The sequence below is a fragment of the Myxococcus dinghuensis genome, assembly GCF_024198235.1.
GTDB lineage: Bacteria > Myxococcota > Myxococcia > Myxococcales > Myxococcaceae > Myxococcus > Myxococcus dinghuensis.
This window is the reverse complement of sequence record NZ_JAKCFB010000029.1, coordinates 46674-63968: the sequence shown is the minus strand read 5'-3', so window position 1 is coordinate 63968 and position 17295 is coordinate 46674. Positions and strand designations below refer to the sequence as shown.

The 17295-nt window shown below is 71.8% G+C and carries 11 protein-coding genes; 9 read left to right on the top strand and 2 right to left on the bottom strand.

Going from position 1 to position 17295, the window contains the following annotated elements; all coding sequences use genetic code 11:
• Positions 1-43: 43 nt before the first annotated feature.
• The 6 genes from LZ198_RS29950 to LZ198_RS29925 all read left to right on the top strand — a co-directional run bounded on the left by LZ198_RS29950 (position 44) and on the right by LZ198_RS29925 (position 10027).
• A complete protein-coding gene (locus tag LZ198_RS29950; protein WP_253975520.1) occupies positions 44-2101 on the top strand; it encodes a DUF1585 domain-containing protein in 2058 nt (685 codons plus the stop codon).
• The gene (locus LZ198_RS29945) at positions 2101-2784 is read left to right on the top strand and encodes a hypothetical protein (RefSeq protein ID WP_253975519.1); all 684 of its coding nucleotides are present in this window, start codon (positions 2101-2103) and stop codon (positions 2782-2784) included. Before LZ198_RS29950 ends, LZ198_RS29945 begins: the two co-directional genes overlap by 1 nt.
• A 17-nt stretch (positions 2785-2801) precedes the next feature.
• Positions 2802-4199, top strand: a complete 1398-nt coding sequence (locus tag LZ198_RS29940; RefSeq protein ID WP_253975518.1) for a DUF1501 domain-containing protein — start codon at positions 2802-2804, stop codon at positions 4197-4199.
• 18 nt (positions 4200-4217) lie between these two features.
• On the top strand, positions 4218-5783 hold the full coding sequence (locus tag LZ198_RS29935) for a hypothetical protein (RefSeq protein ID WP_253975517.1): 1566 nt from the start codon (positions 4218-4220) through the stop codon (positions 5781-5783).
• A gap of 33 nt (positions 5784-5816) precedes the next feature.
• Positions 5817-9536: a VCBS repeat-containing protein gene (locus tag LZ198_RS29930; protein WP_253975516.1), complete on the top strand. Its 3720-nt coding sequence runs from the start codon at positions 5817-5819 to the stop codon at positions 9534-9536.
• A gap of 77 nt (positions 9537-9613) precedes the next feature.
• Positions 9614-10027 (top strand): hypothetical protein, encoded by a 414-nt coding sequence (locus LZ198_RS29925; protein WP_253975515.1) that lies wholly within the window; start codon positions 9614-9616, stop codon positions 10025-10027.
• A gap of 7 nt (positions 10028-10034) precedes the next feature.
• On the opposite strand, the gene LZ198_RS29920 is transcribed toward LZ198_RS29925, so the two are convergent.
• Both LZ198_RS29920 and ligD read right to left on the bottom strand, forming a co-directional pair.
• Entirely contained in the window at positions 10035-10982 is a 948-nt protein-coding gene (locus LZ198_RS29920; RefSeq protein ID WP_253975514.1) for a DMT family transporter, read from the bottom strand.
• Positions 10983-11058: 76 nt separating this feature from the next.
• Positions 11059-13635, bottom strand: a complete 2577-nt coding sequence (gene ligD, locus LZ198_RS29915; protein WP_253975513.1) for a DNA ligase D — start codon at positions 13633-13635, stop codon at positions 11059-11061.
• Positions 13636-13785: 150 nt separating this feature from the next.
• On the opposite strand from ligD, the gene LZ198_RS29910 reads away from it, so the two are divergent.
• The 3 genes from LZ198_RS29910 to hutF all read left to right on the top strand — a co-directional run bounded on the left by LZ198_RS29910 (position 13786) and on the right by hutF (position 17286).
• Positions 13786-14271, top strand: a complete 486-nt coding sequence (locus LZ198_RS29910) for a ferritin-like domain-containing protein (protein WP_253975512.1) — start codon at positions 13786-13788, stop codon at positions 14269-14271.
• An 82-nt stretch (positions 14272-14353) separates the two neighbouring features.
• Complete coding sequence (locus tag LZ198_RS29905; protein WP_253975511.1) at positions 14354-15829, top strand: hypothetical protein; 1476 nt, start codon at positions 14354-14356, stop codon at positions 15827-15829.
• A gap of 65 nt (positions 15830-15894) precedes the next feature.
• Positions 15895-17286: a formimidoylglutamate deiminase gene (hutF, locus tag LZ198_RS29900; RefSeq protein ID WP_253975510.1), complete on the top strand. Its 1392-nt coding sequence runs from the start codon at positions 15895-15897 to the stop codon at positions 17284-17286.
• The last annotated feature ends 9 nt before the right edge of the window (positions 17287-17295 follow it).

The following is a 17295-nucleotide window of genomic DNA, read 5'->3' as shown; positions in this document are numbered from 1 at the left end:
TCGGTTACGGTCGCCCCCGACCCTCCCCCTCCCGGAGGTCCCTGTGCTCCGCGTGCGTTGCCTCGCCACCCTGGCTGGCGCCGCTTTTTTGCTGGCCCAACCAGCCTTCGCCGAAGAGGCCGCGCTCGTGTGCGCGCCCATCGCGAAGGTTCGACCCGAAAGACATCTGCGGCAGCTCTCCCTCGACCTGCTCGGTCGCCCGCCCACCTACGAGGAGTACAAAGCCGTTCAGGAGAAGGGCGCGGTCACCGAGGAGGACGTGCGGGCGATGATGGCCCAGGAGGGCTTCTACACCCGCATCCGTAACTTCCACCGCGCGCTCCTGCGCAGCAACATCAGCGGGAGCGTCAACAACAACACGAACTCGCGGCTGGGCGGCAACGGCACCACCACCGCGTTCGGCTTCGCGAACAACGTCTCCACGGGCCTGCGCGGCGTCAACGGGCAGAGCTGCAACACCGACGTGGAGCAGGACTCCTGTCTCACCAACCTCCAGGACGGCCACGTCACGTCGCTGACCGCGGCGCCCCGCACCAAGTGTCGGGACGAGATGGGCGTGCCCCTGCCCGTCAGCTACGACTACGACGCCAACTTCTTCACCTGCACGGAGCTGGCGACGAAGACGAAGGACACCGCGCTGACGACGTGCGCGGCGCTGGCGGCCCTGCCCTTGAGCAACGCCTGGGCGAAGTTCCGGAACTTCTGCGACAACCGCGGCTCCGGCACCGCCCAGAAGTCGTACCTGTGCGTCCCGACGTGGAAGAAGTTCGGCGAGGTCGACGACAAGGAGTACGAGCTCGAGGCGGGCTACACCAACCTGAAGGACGGCTACGTCGAGTCCTTCAACATGCCGAAGAGCACCACCGGCGTGACGCAGCTCAACCGCTGCTTGTTGGACCTCGGCATGTCCAACAACGTCAAGGGCACCTACACCGTGCCCCGCGGCTGCATCCTGCGCGAGGGCTACGTGACCAGGCCCTCGCCGTACTGGGCCCCGCCCGGCGCGCCCGCCACCGTGAAGGTGTGCGCCGTCGAGGCGCAGGAGCGCGTCGAGAACCCCTGGACGCGTGCCTCCTGCGAGGCCGCCCGCTTCGCGGGTGACCGCACCTGCGGCTGTGGCGTGGACATGCGCCGCTGCGAGGTGTCCGCCATCGGCGCGACCACCGACCCGCTCTACGTGCGCAGCGTGCACGACACGCGCGTGACCTCCTTCAATGAGGAGCCCCTGCGCATCATCGAGTCGGTCGTCCGCCGCGACGAGCCGTACTACAACATCCTCACCACGCGCCGCTCGTTCGTGAATGGCACCCTGTCGCAGTACTACAAGCAGAACCAGGGCGTGGGCGTGTTCAGCACCACCCTGCCTGCTCCGGCGGAGTCGATCCCCTCCATCCCGTACACGGACATCAACACGTGGACGGAGTACACGCGCGACAGCTCGCACGCCGGCGTGCTCACCACCCCCGGCTTCCTCTACCGCTTCCCCACCCAGCGCGCCCGCGTCTCCGAGTTCTACGAGGCGTTCCTCTGCAAGACGTTCGCGCCCTCGTCGGACGGCTCGCTGCCGCCGCCGGAGGACGCGTGCAACCGCGAGAACAACCTGGCCAAGCGCTGCGGCTGCAACTACTGCCACGCCACCATCGAGCCCACCGGCGCCCACTGGGGCCGCTACGCCGAGCGCGCCGCGCAGTTCCTGCCGCCCGAGCAGTTCCCACGCTTCGACCCGAAGTGCCGCGACTGCGCCATCAACGGCGACACCAACTGCGGCGGTGAGTGCTCGCAGTACGTGATGCAGGCGTACGACGGCGACGGCGCCAGCAGCCTGGGCATGCTCAAGACCTACCTCTACCGCACGTCGGACGAGGAGCAGAACATCGAGGCGGGCCCGCGCCTGCTCGTGGAGCGCATGGTCCAGACGGGTGAGCTGGAGCGCTGCACGGTGAGGCGCGTGTGGCAGGAGTTCCTCGGCAGGCCGATGACGTCGGAAGAGCAGCGGATGTACCTGACCCCGTTCGCCACGGACTTCGCGAAGAACGGCCACCGCTTCAAGGCGCTCATCGAGCGCGTGGTGATGTCCGACGCCTACCGGAGGATCGACTGATGCGCCGCTGGCTCATGACCGCCGCGCTGCTCGCGCTGAGCACCGGCTGCAACAAGACCCCGGAAGAGAAGGTCGGCCCCACGGTGGACGGCCAGCTCGAACCCGTCGCCAACCCGCACCAGCCCGGTGACTTCGGGGAGCTGCCGGACCCGGAGGCCCAGAACGGCAGCGTGGGCCGCGCCGCCCGCCGGCTCACCGTGTCGCAGCTCGACGCCGCCATCCTCGAGGCCGTGGGCCGCCGCTGGGTCAACGGCAGCGACGGCATCGACGCGCGCGCCACGTCGCTGGGCCGCGCGGACTTCGCGCTCGTCTCCAGCGAGAACACCGAACCCAACCTGGTGTTCGCCAAGTTCCTGGAGGACGGCGCGCGCTTCGTGTGCATCGCCCAGGCGGCGGACGAGCTGAAGCAGGCGGACCCCACCAAGCGGACGCTGTCGCGCACGCTGCCCGGGACGTGGGGCGACCTGCGCACGCTGACGGACGCCCAGGTGCGTGAGTTCCTCGTCTACAACTCGCTGCGCTTCTGGGGCGCGCCCCTGGAGGGAGACGAGCTGACGAAGTGGGCGGGATTCTTCACCCAGGCCGCGACCCGGGCGGAGACGGCGAATCCCAAGCGTCGCGCGGACGTGCTGGCGGTCATGTGCATCGCCATGCTGACCGACCAGCGCTTCATCACCTACTGAAGCTCGGAGTGACTTCGATGAAGAAGAACCGCACCGACGACAACCACCGTCCCGAGCGCCGCACCTTCCTCAAGGCCGCCGCCGGCTTCATGGGCTCCACGCTGTTCGGTGGCGTCCCGTTCCGCGCCTTCGCGCAGGCGGCCGGCCTGGCCCCCGCCGACCGCTGCTTCGTCTTCGTGTACTTCAACGGCGGCTGGGACCAGCTCCTCGCCTTCGACCCGAAGGACCCGGACGAGTTCACCGCGGACCGCGCCGCGGAGACGCGCATCCTCCCGGGCTACAACCTCATCAACACCGCCGGCTACGAGAGCATCCCCCTCCAGCCGGACGTGGGCGGCGTGCGCTCGAACATCGCGTTCGGTCCCGCGGTGGGCAACGAGTTCGCCAAGCACTTCGACGTGATGACGGTGGTGCGCGGCATCAACATGAACACGCTGGGCCACGAGGTGGGCTACCGCTACTTCCTCACCGGGAAGATGCCCATCGGCAGCGCCGCCCGCGGCTCGTCCACCGCGACCGAAATCGTGGGCCAGATGAAGCCGCGCGTGCCCATCTCCAACATCGCGTTCAACGTCGAGTCGTACAACGACCGCTACCCGGGCTACGCCAACGCGCTGCGGGTCAGCCGCAAGGACGACCTGCTCCTGACGCTCAAGCCCAGCAGCCAGATGCTGGACAGCGAAATCGAGAAGCAGCTGGTCGACTTCCGGGGCCAGCCCATCACCTGCGAGGAGGCCGCCTACGGCGCCCGCGGCGTGGGGACCACCTACCAGAACAGCCGGGGCCAGATGGAGCAGGTCATGGCCCAGCAGCTGGAGGCGTCGTTCCGCTTCGAGCTGAACACGCCGGAGATGGGCCTCCTGCGGGATGCCTACGGTCTGGACACCAGCGGCCGGTACGACACCGAGGCCGGCCGCGCGGCGATGGTGGCCACCGCCCTGAAGAAGGGCATCGCGCAGTGCGTGACCATCAACCTCACCGGCGGCCTGGACACGCACTTCGGCACCCAGGCCACGCAGGCGACCAACCAGCGCCGGGGCTTCGCGGCGCTCGCCAACCTCATCACCGACCTGAAGAAGTCGGACCACCCGTCCGGCGGCAAGTTCATCGACCACACCACCATCATGGTGTTCTCGGAGTTCTCGCGGACCCCGCTCATCAACGCCGCGGGCGGTCGTGACCACCACCTGAGCAACTCGTGCGCCATCATCGGCGCGGGCGTGAAGCACAACTACGTGTTCGGCAAGAGCGGTGACATCGGCATGTCGCCGGGCACGTTCGACCTGCGCACGGGCGCGGCCACGCCCACGGGCGAGAACATCTTCCCCGAGCACGTCATCGCCACGGTGCTGGCCTCGGCGGGCCTGGACTACAGCATCACCCGCGTGGAGCCGCTGCGCCCCATCCTCGCCTGACACACCCGCCCCGACAGCATGAGCCTCCCATCCCGACCCCTCCGGGAGACAGACGGGGGGTGGCGCTCCGCCCCCGCGCTGCTCCACCTCCTTCCCCTCTGTGCCGCCGTGCTGCTGTCGGCCTGCGGCGACGACTCGCTCCCGTTGGATCGGCCCCGGCCGGTGGCCTTCCGGCCGGCGGAGGTCCGCGCGCAGACGGCGCTGGCCTCCGCGCCGGGCTTCGCGGACCAGTCGGGTGGAGGCCTCTTCGCCAACACCACCGGCACCGTCGTCCGGCTGCGACTGGACGGCTCGCTCGGCGCGCTGGAGTCGCATCCGGGCAACACCGTGCAGCCGGGCGCGACCCGCGCCGTCTTCCGCATGGGGCCGCACAGCGCCCTGGTGGAGACGGACCGCGGCCTGTTCATCGCGGAGTCCGGCTGGCTCATCGCGCCGCCCTGGCGTGACGCGCTGGGCCTGGGCATCACCGCCACCACGCAGTCCTCCGACGGCGCGGTGTGGCTCGCGCATCCCACCGGCCTGTTCCAGCTTCGCGAGGGCACGCTCTCCGCGCTGAAGGTGGGCGGCGCCGCCGTCACCGGCATCACCACGCTGGCGGCCGCGCCCTCTCCGGAGGGCGGCCCGGCGGTGTGGTTCCTGCGCGAAGGCAAGCTGCACGTCGCGTCCGCCACCAGCCTCGTCCACTACGACGTCCGCGAGGCGACCGCGCCGCTGGACGACGGCGAGGTCGCGCAGGAGCTGGCCGGACTCGGCGCCACCGTGGGCACGCCCGGCGAGCTGTGGCTGCTCACCAACCAGGGCCTCCTGCGTCGCACGCGGGACGGCTGGCGACGGGTGTCGCTGCCGCAGCGGCCGGTGCAGTTGCTGGCGGCGGGGCGCTTCGTGTGGGTGAAGTCGAGCGACTCGCTCCTGCTCTACGACGCGGACGCGGACAGCTGGGGGACGGCGACGAACGTCGACACGCGCGAGTTCCGCTTCCTCTCCGCGGACGAGAGCGGCTGCGCGTGGGTGCAGCTCGGCGGCGAGACGGTCGCCATCAGCCGCGCGCCCACCCCGCGCGTGTCCGGCCTGTACCAGGGCATGCAGGTGGTGGACGACGGCCTGGTGGCGCGCGTGGTGCTCCCGCCCAACGCCCCCCAGGCCAGCATCGCCTTCCAACTGGGCGGCTCCGAGTTCCCCGCCACCGGCGAGGGGCCCACGTACAGCCTCGGCGGCACGGAGACGGACGGCACGCCCAAGGCGTACTCGCTCGCGGCGCTGGAGCCGGGGCGCTACACGCTCGGCGTGGTGGCCCGCTTCGTGGACGGCACGGAGGCGCGGCGGCTGGTGCCCTTCGACTACAGCCCGTTGAGCAGCGGCCCGTTGAGCTGGGCCACGCACATCCAGCCCATCCACGAGTCGCGCTGCGCGAAGTGCCACACCAGCGGCCCGGGGCGCGCGCTCTCCACCTACGCCTTGTGGAAGGAGAACGCGGACCTCGTCACGGCCTCCGTGAGGGACCAGCGCATGCCGGCCGACGGGCCCCTGGACTCGCAGCTCATCTCCCTCATCCAGCGCTGGGCCGCGTCTGGCGCCAACCCCTGATACCTTCTGGCGGTCTCCCCCGAGGCTCCTCCCATGACTCGACTCACCCGCGCGGCCCCCCTCCTCGCGCTCCTCGTCACGTCCTGCTCCGACGAGCTGGACCCGGCGCACGAGACGCCCCCTCCACCCGAGGTGGACGAGTGCACGGGCCTCTCCCCCGTCACCGCCGTCGCCGAACCCTCGAAGGTTCGCGTCAACGGCCCGGTGATGCTCGTGCCCTCCGGCGGCAGCGGCCACTACCGCTACACGCTGGAGTCGGGTGGCTCGGCCGGTGAGCTGCGCGGCAGCCGGCTCATCGCGGGTGGCACGCCCGCCACCGACTCCGTGCTGGTGGAGGACGCGAAGTGCCCGGGCAGCGCGCGCGTGTCCGTGGAGGTGCTCGCGCCCTTCGACATCGCGCCCGCGCGCGCGGAGGTCCGGCCCGGCACGGCCTTCCAGGTGGCCGCCGCGGGGTTGATCGGCTCCGCGACCTACGACCTGTCCCAGAACCAGTCCGGCGGTACGCTCAGCCCGGAGGGCCGGTACACCGCCGGCGCCACGGAGGGCCTGGACCTCGTCACCGTGCGCGACTCCCAGACGGGGGACGAGGCGGTGCTCCAGTACCAGGTGAGCAAGACGGCCCGGCTGGCCGGCGCGCCCGCGTATCTGGCGGTGCCCTCGGGCGCCTCCGTGCCGCTGGCCACGCGCGGCGGCAGCGACCGCATCGTGTGGTCGAAGACGTCCGGGCCCGGCACGCTCGGCAATGGCCGCATCCGCTTCGAGCCGGGCGACACGGGCGCGACGTTGCTGGAGGCGTCCGACCCGTTCACCGGTGACAAGGCCGCGGTCACGGTGGTGGTGCTGGACGAGCTGACGCGGCCGGGGCTGGCGCACGGCCGCCTCACCGACGCCGCCACCCTGGTGACGGCGGACTTCGACGGCGACGGCATCCAGGACCTGGCCGTGGGCCAGCGCGAGAGCGACCTGGGACGCCCCACCGGCGGCGCCGTGTTCATCTACAAGGGGGGCAGCGGCGGACTGTCCGCGGACCCGACGTGGGTGCTCGTGGGCGACACGGAGACGGCGCAGTTCGGTGACGCGCTCGCGGCCGGCGACTTCGACGAGGACGGGCGCGCGGAGCTGGTCGTGTCCTCGCCCGGCGCGGACGTGGCCGTGAGCAACGCGGGCGCGGTGTATCTCTACACGTTCAAGGGCGGCTCGCCGACCCCCCTGCGTCAGCCGCTCACCGGCCTGCTGCGTGACGCCGCCTTCGGCTCGGGCATGTCCGTGGCGGACATGGACGGCGACGGCGACCTGGACCTGGTGGTGGGCTCGCCCGCCGGAGACCTGGCGCCGACGAGCGCCATCCGCGCGCGCGGCACGGTGGACATCTACCTGTCCACGTCCAGCTCGCCGGTGCCGGACCTGCCGGAGATCCGCCTGGGCGGTTCCGACCTGTCCGTGGCGGGCGCGCCCATGGCTCGCACGGGCTCCGACCTGGGACGCGCGCTGGTGACGGCGGACCTGAACAAGGACGGCCGGCTGGACGTCGCCGCGCTGAGCAAGGTGTCCCGGTACACGGCCGAGGGCGCCGTCTCCGGCACCCAGGTGGCCATCTCCGTCTTCTTCGCGCGCGCGGAGGGACAGCGGTTCCGGGCCACGCCGGACGTGTACGTGCTGCCGGCCAACCTGGCGGACTCGAACGAGGGCACGTGGCGCCTGGCCGCCATCCCGGGTGACGCCTCGCGTCCGCCCCTGCTGATGGCCGTGGCGGACCGCGCGGACTCGCCGGACCTGAGCACCAGCGGCGGCGTGAAGTCCGGCGCCGACGCGGGCGGGGCGCTGCTGTTCGACCTGAGCGCGCAGACGCCGACGGGCGACCCGGCCGCCAAGCCCCTCCAGGTGAAGCGCGAGGAGGCCTTCGCGCGCATCTACGGTGACGCGGCCAGCATCGTCGCGGGCCGCAGCTTCGCGGTGCTCGACGTGGACGGCACGCCGGGGCCGGAGCTGCTGCTGGGCGCGCCGTACGCCGCGCCTCCGGGGCCGAACAACACCACGCTGCGCTTCGGCGGCAAGGTGCTGGTGTATCCGCTGGCGACGCTGACGGCGGGCGCGGTGCTGAACAAGCCCATCGCGGTGCTCAACGGCACGGCGAGGTCGGACACGCTGGGCGCGGGCCTCACCGCGTGGCGGCTGCCCGGGGGCGAGGCGCTGGCGGCCTTCTCCGGACGCGCCTCGTCGGACCAGGGCGCGTTCACCGGCCGCGTGGAGCTGTACCAGCGCGCGGGCGCGTCGCTCTCGGAGTGGACGCGCACGAGCGCCATGGTGCCGGCGAAGCCGAGCGTGGAGCGCGTGGGCGAGGCGGTCGCCGTGGCCGCGACGGCGCAGGGCGCGGTGTCGCTCCTGGGCGCGCCGGGCTGGTCCGGTCCTGGCGCCAACGTGGACGGCGACGCGCTCTCCATCGGGCGGGCCTATGTTCGCGAGGTGACGGCCTCGGCGCAGGCCGTCGTGGTGGAGGAGGGCGCGGCCTCGCCGCACAAGGTGGGCCGCACCGTGGGCATCGATGTGGCCTTCACCGACTTCAACGGCGACGGCCGTCCGGACACGGTGGTGGGCGCCACGGGCTTCGCGGTGCCCGCCAGCACCAGCGCGGAGCACGCCGCCACTTACGCGACGGTGCGCCCGGAGTGTCTCACCACGGCCACGCAGTCGGTGGGCGGGGCGCTGGTGTCGCTGGGGCAGGCGGACGGCACCTTCAAGCCGGCCTATCGCCTGTGGGCGCCCCTGCTCGTCACCGCCGGTTGCACGGCCACGGACGCGACGTGCAGGCGTTCGACCATCGGACGCGGGATGGTGGGAGGCTTCGACTTCAACGGCGACGGCAAGCAGGACCTCGCCGTGCTGCGCGACCGCGGCATGGAGGTGTTCCTGGGCCGTGCGCCGGATGACGCGTCGCTGGCCAAGCTCACCATGGTCTGCGACCCGGCCTACACCTGGCCGTCCATGCTGCTGCAGACCTCCGCGCCGGTGTCGCTGGGAGACCTGAACGGGGACAAGTGCGACGAGCTGGCCTGGCGCTACGCGGAAGGGACGCGCGCGGGCGTGGTCATCGCCTTCGGTCATGACAAGTCCGGCGCCAATTGCGGCGGTCGCACCACGCCGACGGTGTGGCGCATCGCGGGCGACAGCGAGGTGCAGCTCACCAACATCGGCCTGGGCCTGAGCATCGCCCCGGCGGGCAACTTCCTGGGGGGCACGCGCAAGTTCATCGCGGCCAGCGCCACCAGCGTGACGTTCAACGGCGTGACGCAGCCGGTGGTGCTGCTGTTCGACATCGCCGCGCTCACCACGGAGATGTCCAAGCGCCAGGCCGCGGGTCAGCCGCTCGTCATCGGCGCGTTCGGCGACTCGTTGTCCCCCATCGTCCTGGTCCACCGCACACGCGCGGTGAACTTCGGCACGTCGCTCGTGGGCGGCATGGACCTGACGGGCGACGGCATCTTCGACCTCGTCGTCGGCGCGCCGGGCGCCTCCGAGGCCTCCGATGGCGGCGGCGCCGTGTACCTCTACGCGGGCGGCGCGGGCCAGGAAGGCGCGCTGTCGCCCTACCTCATGGCCGTGGGCGACGGCGCCGAGCGCAGCCTCCTGGGCCAGGACCTGGCCTTGAGCCCTGGAAAAGGTGGAACTCCTCCAACGCTGGTCATCGGTGCGCCTCGCAGCTTCCGCACCGGCACCCAGAACGGCACGGCGTTCGCGCTGCCGCTGCGTTTCTAGCGGCCTGTCGCGGTCAGCCATTTGGGAACCGCGCTCGCCCGGGCCTATCCTGGGGCGGGTCCGAGCGCGGGAGTCTCATGGCACGTGAGCATGGGCTGGAGTGGAGCCACGGTGTGCAGCGGGCGTGGTTCGAGGCGCCCGACATCCTCTGGGCGCGCTTCCGGGGGGCCATCAACGAGGACACGTCTCGCTGGTCCTGCGCCATCTACCGGGAGGTCGCCTCGCGGGGGCGCTTCTACCTGGCGGCGGACATCGCGGATTCGCACCTGAGCGCGGAGTCGCGCCGCTACGTGGTGGCGAACACGAAGGCGGACTGGTTCCGCGGCATCATCTACATCGGCGCGGGGGTGGAGCAGCGGGTCACCACCAAGAGCCTGATGGTGGGCACCATGCTGGGCGGCACGCAGCGCCTGGACATGACGTACGCGGACACCCTGGAGGAGGCCCGCGCGTGGGTGGAGGCGCACCGCGCGGGCTCGGCCGGGCGTTGAGGCCTCCTCAGGCGGACGTCTCCTCCCGGGGCCGCGAGGTGGCCGTGCCCGAGGGGAGCACGTTGGCCAGGGCCGCGCCGCCGAGGATGAGCGCGCCTCCCACGACGAGCGACAGCGTGAAGGGCTCGTCGAGGAACAGCACGCCGAGCACCACCGCCACCAGCGTGTCCAGCAGCGCCATGGCGCCCAGCGCGGTGAGGGAGATGCGCGGCAGGAGCCAGTAGAGGCACAGGTACGTGCACGCGGTGCCGAACACGGCCAGGTAGGCGATGGCGCCCACCGCGCGGGGCGTCCAGTTCGTGGGCTGGTCCGCCTCCAGCAGGAAGGAGCACACGAGCATGGGCAGCGCGCTGGTGAGCGCCTGTCCCAGGACGAGCACCGGAGCGGGGACGTGGGCCATGTGCTGCTTGGCCAGCACGTTGGCCAGGGCGAGGATGCACACCGCCGCGAGCGTCAGCCCCACGGCCAGCAGCACCTTGCCGGAGACCTGGAGGCCCTCCAGCCCCGAACGCTGGAGCACCATCACGCCCGCCACGCCGAGCCCCGCCGCCACCAGTTTGCCCGGCGTCAGCGGCTGGTCCGGCATCATCACCCGTCCGATGAGCAGCAGCCACATGGGGAAGGTGGAGAACAACAGCGCCGCCCAGCTCGACGGAATCCACTGCTGCGCGATGAACAGCAGCGCGAAGGGCGCGGCGAGCTGGAGCAACCCCAGCGCGGCGATGCGCCAGCCCGTCCGCGCGTCGACCCAGCCGGTGGCGCGCACGAAGGGCAGCAGCGCCAGCCCCGCCACCAGCAGCCGCAGCCCGAGGAAGCGCAGCGGCGGCAGGTCCTGGAGCCCGACCTTGATGACCGCCCAGGTGGAGCCCCACAGGATGAAGCAGGCGCAGTAGGCGAACACGACCTTCAACGAGCTCGCGGGCTTCACGACGGTGGACGGCGCGGCGGGAGTCATGGCGGCGTCGCCATAGCACCCCCGCTGTCCTCGCGCACGGCGCGCCGGACTCCCCGGGCAGGGGAGCGACCGGCGGTCACTCCGGCAGCCGCTGCGTGTGCCGGCGCGTGGGCGCGAACAGGTCGCCCACGGTGTCCAACCGCTTGCGCAGGGTGCGCAGGTTGAAGCGCGTGGGGTCCAGCCGGCGCGTCACCTCGCTCCACTTCAGCGGAGCGGAGAACGGCGCGCCCTCTCGGGCCCGGAGGGAGTAGGGCGCCACCACCGTCTTGCCGCGCGCGTTCTGCCCCGCGTCGATGTAGAGCCGCCCCTTGCGTGAGCGGATGTCCCGCTTCGTCGTGGCGATGTCGCCCAGACGCTCTTCCAATTCGCGGGCCAGCGCGTTCGCGTGGGCCTGGACACGCGCGTAGGTGTGTCCCCCCGCCAGGGGCACCATGACGTGCAGCCCCCGCTTGCCGGACGTCTTCGGGAGGCCCTCCAGGCCTTGTTCCTCGAGCAGCTCGCGCAGGGCGAGCGCCACCGTCACCAGGTCCGCCCAGCCGCCCCTGCCCGGGTCCAGGTCGAGCGCGAGGAAGTCCGGCTGCGACAACCGGGGCGCGCGGCTGAGCCACATGTGCAGCGTCAGCGCGGACTGGTTGGCCAGCCACAAGAGGGGCTCCTCGCCCGTCACGTTCACGTGGAGCAGCGTCTTCTCCTTGTGGCGCACGCGCAGCGTGGGGAGCCAGGACGGCATGCCGGACAGCTCGTGGCGGAAGAAGCCCGGGGACTGGATTCCCGCGGGCCACTGCTGCGCGGAGATGGGGCGGTCCTCCAGCACGGGCACCAGCAGCGGCGCCACCTCCCGGTAGTAGGCGAACACGTCCGCCTTCGTCAGGCCGCTGTCCGGGAAGAGGACGCGCGAGCCGTGGGTCAGCTCGACGCGGCCAGCGCTCCGGGGCTCCGGTGAGCGACGCGCGGCATGACTCCGGGGCGCGCGTCGCTCGCCGGAGGTGGGCTCTCGTCGGGAGGTCGCGCGGCGTGGAGGTGAGGCTACCCGCTGACGGGGCGCGCGGGTCGTGGGGGCGGGGCGCTCGCGCACCACCTCCTCGGGGGCCTTGTCCATGCGCAGTCCCTGGTACACCGGCTGGCGCAGCCGCCCGTCCTCCGTCCACTCGCTGAAGTGGACCTGGGCGACGTGCCGGGGCTTCACCCACACCGCGCCCTTGCGCGGCTTCGCGTCCACGGCGGCGGGCGCGCGGGCACGGTCCTTGTCGAGCAGCACGCGCAACGCCTTGCGGTCCTTCGCCGTGAAGCCCGTGCCCACCTTGCCCACGTCATGGAAGCCGTCGCGGCCATGCACGCCCACCAGCAGCGCGCCCAGCTCCGTCTCGGAGCGCTCGTTCTGGATGGGGAGATAGCCGAGGAGGACGACCTCCTGTCCGGCGACGACCTTCAACTTGAGCCAGTCCCCCGAGCGCGTCCCCGTGTAGGGCGAATCCCGCCGCTTCGCGATGACGCCCTCCCAGCCGTGTCGCCGGGCCTCGGCCAGCGCTCGCGTCCGGGGCAGGTCGACGCGCTCCGAGAGTTGCAGCGGGAGCGCCACGCCCTCCATCAGCTTCTCCAACCGCGCGCGCCGCGCCTCGAGCGGGAGCGCGCGCAGGTCCTCTCCGTCCAGCCACAACAGGTCGAAGACGACGAAGCGCTGCTCCACGCCCTCCAGTCCCTGTTGGAGCAGTTGGAAGCGCGAGCGGCCCTGCGCATCGAGCGCCACCACCTCGCCGTCCAGCACGGCCTCGCGCACGCCCAGCCCGCGCAGGGCCTCCGCCAGGGCGGGGAAGCGCCGGGACAGGTCGTTGCCTCGGCGGCTCTCGAGCGCCAGCGTCCCGCCCATGAGCGCCGCCACCGCGCGGAACCCGTCGTACTTCACTTCATAGACGTGCGACGCGTCGCTCACCTCGTCGGGGACGGCCAGCCGCGCGAGCATCGGGGGGCCCAGGGCCTCGAGCAGCTTCGCGGGCGTGCGGGGCCGTGTGGCGCGCCTCGAGGGCTTCGCGGTGCGCTTCGCCGGGGCCCGCTTGCGCCCTCGCCTGGCCGGGCCGTGGGTCTCCACCTGGCCGCTCTTCACCGACTCCGGTCGCTCCACCGTGACGTCGAGCGTGGGGTCCGCCGTCGCGTCCTTCGCCTTGAACAGCAGCCACTGCGGCTTCTTCGCTCCGCCTCGCGAGCGCGTGCGGACGAGGTGCCACTCCCCGCGCAGCTTCTCGCCCTGGAGCTCGACATGGAGCCGGCCCTGCTCTCGCTGCGCCTCGGCCTGTCCCGGCGGGACGGTGTCGTAGGTGCCGCGGTCCCAGAGCAGCGAATCACCTCCGCCATAGGCGTCGTCGGGGATGTGGCCCTCGAAGTCGGCGTAGGAGAGTGGATGGTCCTCCGTCTCCACCGCGAGCCGCTTCGCGCCCGGGTCGTAGCTGGGCCCCTTGGGAACCGCCCAGCTCGCCAGCACGCCGTCGACTTGTAGACGCAGGTCGTAGTGGAGGGTGGTCGCATCGTGTTTGTGGACGACGAAGCGGAGGTCGCCTCCGGACGGGGACGTACCCTTCGAGCCAGGGGGCGGCTCGGGCGTCCGGTCGAAGTCCCGCTTGCTCCGGTAGTTCTCCAGTCGGGTCTTGGCGCTCGTCACGTCGCAACGGTCGTCATCCAGGAGACCGGCCGCAAACGGTTCGCCCGTCCGGCACCGGGGCGGCCGAGCGCGGGGCACCCGCGAGGACAGGTTGGCCCTCCTCCCCAGACTTCTCAATTTGCACTCGACCCTGGCTTGGAGGACGAGGACATGGCGGAGAAGTCCGAGGTGGCACGGCTGCGCAGTCTGGCCCAGCTCGACGCGGACGCGGTGGGGGCGTACGACACGGCGCTGGCCCGCATTCCGGAGCCCCTGGTCCGTGAACGGCTCACCTCGTTCCGCGCGGACCACCTGCGCCACGTGCAGGTGCTCAACGCCCACATCCACGCGCGGGGAGGCGAGCCCGTGGCGCTGCGCCCGGACCTGCGAGGCGCGGCGATGAAGGGCCTCACCGCGATGTCCAGCATGATGGGCACCGAGGCGGCGCTGGTGGCGATGCTCGGCAACGAGGAGTTCTCCAATCGCGCATACGACCTGGCCCTGCGCTTCGAGTGGGGCGCGGAGCTGCGCGCGCTCATCGAGCGCCACCGCGAGGACGAGCGCCGTCACGTCCTCTGGATTCGGGAGGCGGTCCGGACCCGCCCCTGGGAGCCGGCGCGGGCCTCCGCGCGGGAGGAGTCCGAGGCCCCCACCTGACATTTCGGCGCGCGGGGCGATATGCGGAGCGCATGCTTCCGTTCCAGATTCCCGAACTCGTGGGTTCCTTGGAGGCGTGGCGATGCGCTCGGTCATCTTCGCGACATGGGTGTTGGCATTCCTGACGGTGGGCTGCGCGGCCCACCGCGGCGACCTGGACTATCCAGACCGTGAAGCCGTGTACGACCGGCCTCTCGAGGAAGTGTGGCCCGAGGTCCGAGGCTACTTCGCCCGCAGCAACCTGCCCTTCCGGGAAGACAAGGGCAGCATGGTGCTGGAGACGGAGTGGCGTCAGGAGTTCGGCGCGTCGAAGGTCTCCGGCTTCTTCCACCGCTACATGGTCGTGGGGCGGCGGGAGGCCCCCGGCAAGGGCAAGCTCCAGATCTTCCGCATCACCAAGAACGCGAACAAGGCGCTGTCCCAGCCCGGCAAGGAGATCGACTGGGGAGTGAGCCGGGCGCTGAGCGGCGCGGCCTCGCCCGATGGTTCCATGCTGAGCGTCGAGGACGACGAGGACCGGCTGGCCTTCCCCCGGGGGGAGAACGGCTTCTACATGGAGTCCGGGCAGGGGCAGCGCGACCTGGTGATGGAGTGGCGCGTGTTCCGGGAAGTGGCGCCCCGGCTGGCGAAGGAGGAGAACGCGCCCAAGCCCGTCCAGGTGGCCCGTCTGGCGCAGACGCGGGCGAACCCCACGCAGATGTCCATCGAGTGTGGCCTGCCCATCATCGGCCTGGGCAAGCAGGTGAAGCCCGGGGCCACGATGCTCCTGGGGGAGATGCACGGCACGCAGGAGGTGCCGCGCTTCATCGCGCAGTTGGCCTGCCAGGCCGCGGTGGCGGGAACGCCGGTGACGGTGGGACTGGAGCTGCCGCTGGAGAACCAGGCGCGCGTGGACACCTTCATCGACAGCGCGGGCGCCGAGGAGGACTGGCTCAAGCTGATGGACGCGCCCTTCTGGCGCAGCCCGTTCCCGGACGGCCGTGGCAGTGAGGCCGTGGCGAAGATGCTGGAGCAACTGCGCCAGTTGCGCTCGGAGGGACTGGACGTGGATGTCTTCGTGTTCGACCACCCGAAGGCCAACGGCCAGCAGCGCGAGGACGCCATGGCGTCCACGGTGGCGCTCCAGGTGGACAACAGCTCCAATCGCTTCCATGTCGTGCTGTCGGGCAACATCCACTCGCGCTCGCGCAAGGGGCTGCCGTGGGACAAGAACTTCCGACCCATGGGCCTGTTGCTCCGGGAGAAGCTGGGCAAGGTCACCTCCCTGGACATGGCCTACGACAGCGGCACGGCGTGGATCTGCGCGGTGGACAGCAAGGGCGTGAAGGACCGCCTCGACTGCGGCGTTCGTGACGCGAAGGGCAAGGACAACGGCGACCGCTTCTTCGTGCACACCTGGGACGGGCTGAACGCGGACGGCTACCACGGCGTCTTCTACGTGGGGCCGGTGAACGCCTCCGCGCCGGCGGTGCGTTACGGGGAAGGGCCCCCGGGCGGGAACGACAACTCCTCCCACCCGGCGTCCGGGCAGGGGAGTCGGTTGGCGTTCGTGGAGTGACAGCACCCGCTGGGGGCGCATCGACGCTGCTGCGCCCCCGGTGGGGGTGACGTACGCTCCCGCGTGTGAGCGAAATCACCGTCTACCAGCCGGACCTCCTCTACGTGGGAGGCCGGTTCCTCGAAGGACGCACCCTGGCCGTGGGTGTGGATGGCCGCGTCCTGGATGCCGCGGAGGTCTCCCCGGAGGCGCGTGTCGTCCGGCTTCCGGGGCGGGCGCTCCTGCCCGGGCTCGTCAATGGCCACTCGCACGCCTTCCAGCGGCTCATCCGCGGGCGCACGGAGTACGTGGCCTCGGGGCGGGAGGCGGACGACTTCTGGAGCTGGCGCGAGGCCATGTATCGCGCCGCCGAGGCGCTCGGGCCGGACGACGTCTACGTGGCCTCCCGGCAGGTCTTCGTGGAGATGGCCCTGGCGGGCATCACCACGGTGGGGGAGTTCCACTACCTGCACCACCAGGCGGACGGGACGCCCTACGGCAACCGCAACGCGCTGGCCCACTCCGTCATCCGCGCCGCGCGGGACGCGGGCCTGCGCATCTGCCTGCTGCGCGTGGGGTACGCGCGCGCGGGCTTCCAGGTGGCCGCGAATCCACGGCAACGGCGGTTCATCGACCCGGACGTGGAGACGTACCTCGCCACCACGGAGTCGCTGGTGCGCGAGGTGCGCGGCGACGCGGCGGTGAGCGTGGGCATGGCGCCGCACAGCGTGCGGGCGGTGCCCCGGGAGTGGCTCTCCGACCTGGCGCGGGCGCCCTCGCGCGGGCTGCCCGTCCACATGCACGTGGCGGAGCAGCCGAAGGAGATCGAAGCCTGCCTCGCGGAGCACGGCCGCCGACCGGTGGAGCTGCTGTCGGACCTGGGATTGCTGGGGCCTGGGTTCACCGCCGTCCATGGTGTCCACCTGACGGAGGAAGAGGTGGGGATGCTGGGGCGCGCGCGGGCGACGGTGTGTGCGTGTCCCTCCACGGAGCGCAACCTGGGCGACGGCATCGTGCCGGCGGACGCGCTGGTGAAGGCGGGGGCGCGCATCAGCCTGGGGTCGGACAGCCAGGCCACGGTGGACCTGCTGGAGGAGGCCCGGCAGTTGGAGGGGCACCTGCGGCTCGCGCGGCTGCGTCGCGCGGTGCTGGACCCGGGCGGCGGCGCGGTGGATGGCCTGGCGGCGCGGCTGCTGGCCATGGCCACGGTGGATGGCGCGCGCAGCCTGGGGCTCGGCGCGGTGGGCACGTTGGAGACCGGGGCGCTGGCGGACTTCTTCACGGTGGACCTGGGGCATCCGTCGCTCGTGGGCGCGAGCCCCGCGTCGCTGCTGTCCTCGGTCGTCTTCGGCGCGGACAAGGCGGTGGTGCGCGAGGTGGCGGTGGCGGGGCGGCTCGTCGTGAAGGAGGGCCATCACCCGCTGGCGGAGCAGAGTGGCCGCGCGTTCCAGGCGCTCTCCCGGACGCTGTATTCCTGACGTGTCCGG

What these genes read in the sequence shown, in the direction of transcription:
- LZ198_RS29920 (WP_253975514.1), bottom strand. Translation starts at nt 10,982, where the DNA reads ATGACTCCCGCCGCGCCGTCCACCGTCGTGAAGCCCGCGAGCTCGTTG.
- LZ198_RS29940 (WP_253975518.1), top strand. Translation starts at nt 2,802, where the DNA reads ATGAAGAAGAACCGCACCGACGACAACCACCGTCCCGAGCGCCGCACC.
- LZ198_RS29910 (WP_253975512.1), top strand. Translation starts at nt 13,786, where the DNA reads ATGGCGGAGAAGTCCGAGGTGGCACGGCTGCGCAGTCTGGCCCAGCTC.
- LZ198_RS29945 (WP_253975519.1), top strand. Translation starts at nt 2,101, where the DNA reads ATGCGCCGCTGGCTCATGACCGCCGCGCTGCTCGCGCTGAGCACCGGC.
- LZ198_RS29905 (WP_253975511.1), top strand. Translation starts at nt 14,354, where the DNA reads ATGCGCTCGGTCATCTTCGCGACATGGGTGTTGGCATTCCTGACGGTG.
- LZ198_RS29930 (WP_253975516.1), top strand. Translation starts at nt 5,817, where the DNA reads ATGACTCGACTCACCCGCGCGGCCCCCCTCCTCGCGCTCCTCGTCACG.
- LZ198_RS29925 (WP_253975515.1), top strand. Translation starts at nt 9,614, where the DNA reads ATGGCACGTGAGCATGGGCTGGAGTGGAGCCACGGTGTGCAGCGGGCG.
- LZ198_RS29935 (WP_253975517.1), top strand. Translation starts at nt 4,218, where the DNA reads ATGAGCCTCCCATCCCGACCCCTCCGGGAGACAGACGGGGGGTGGCGC.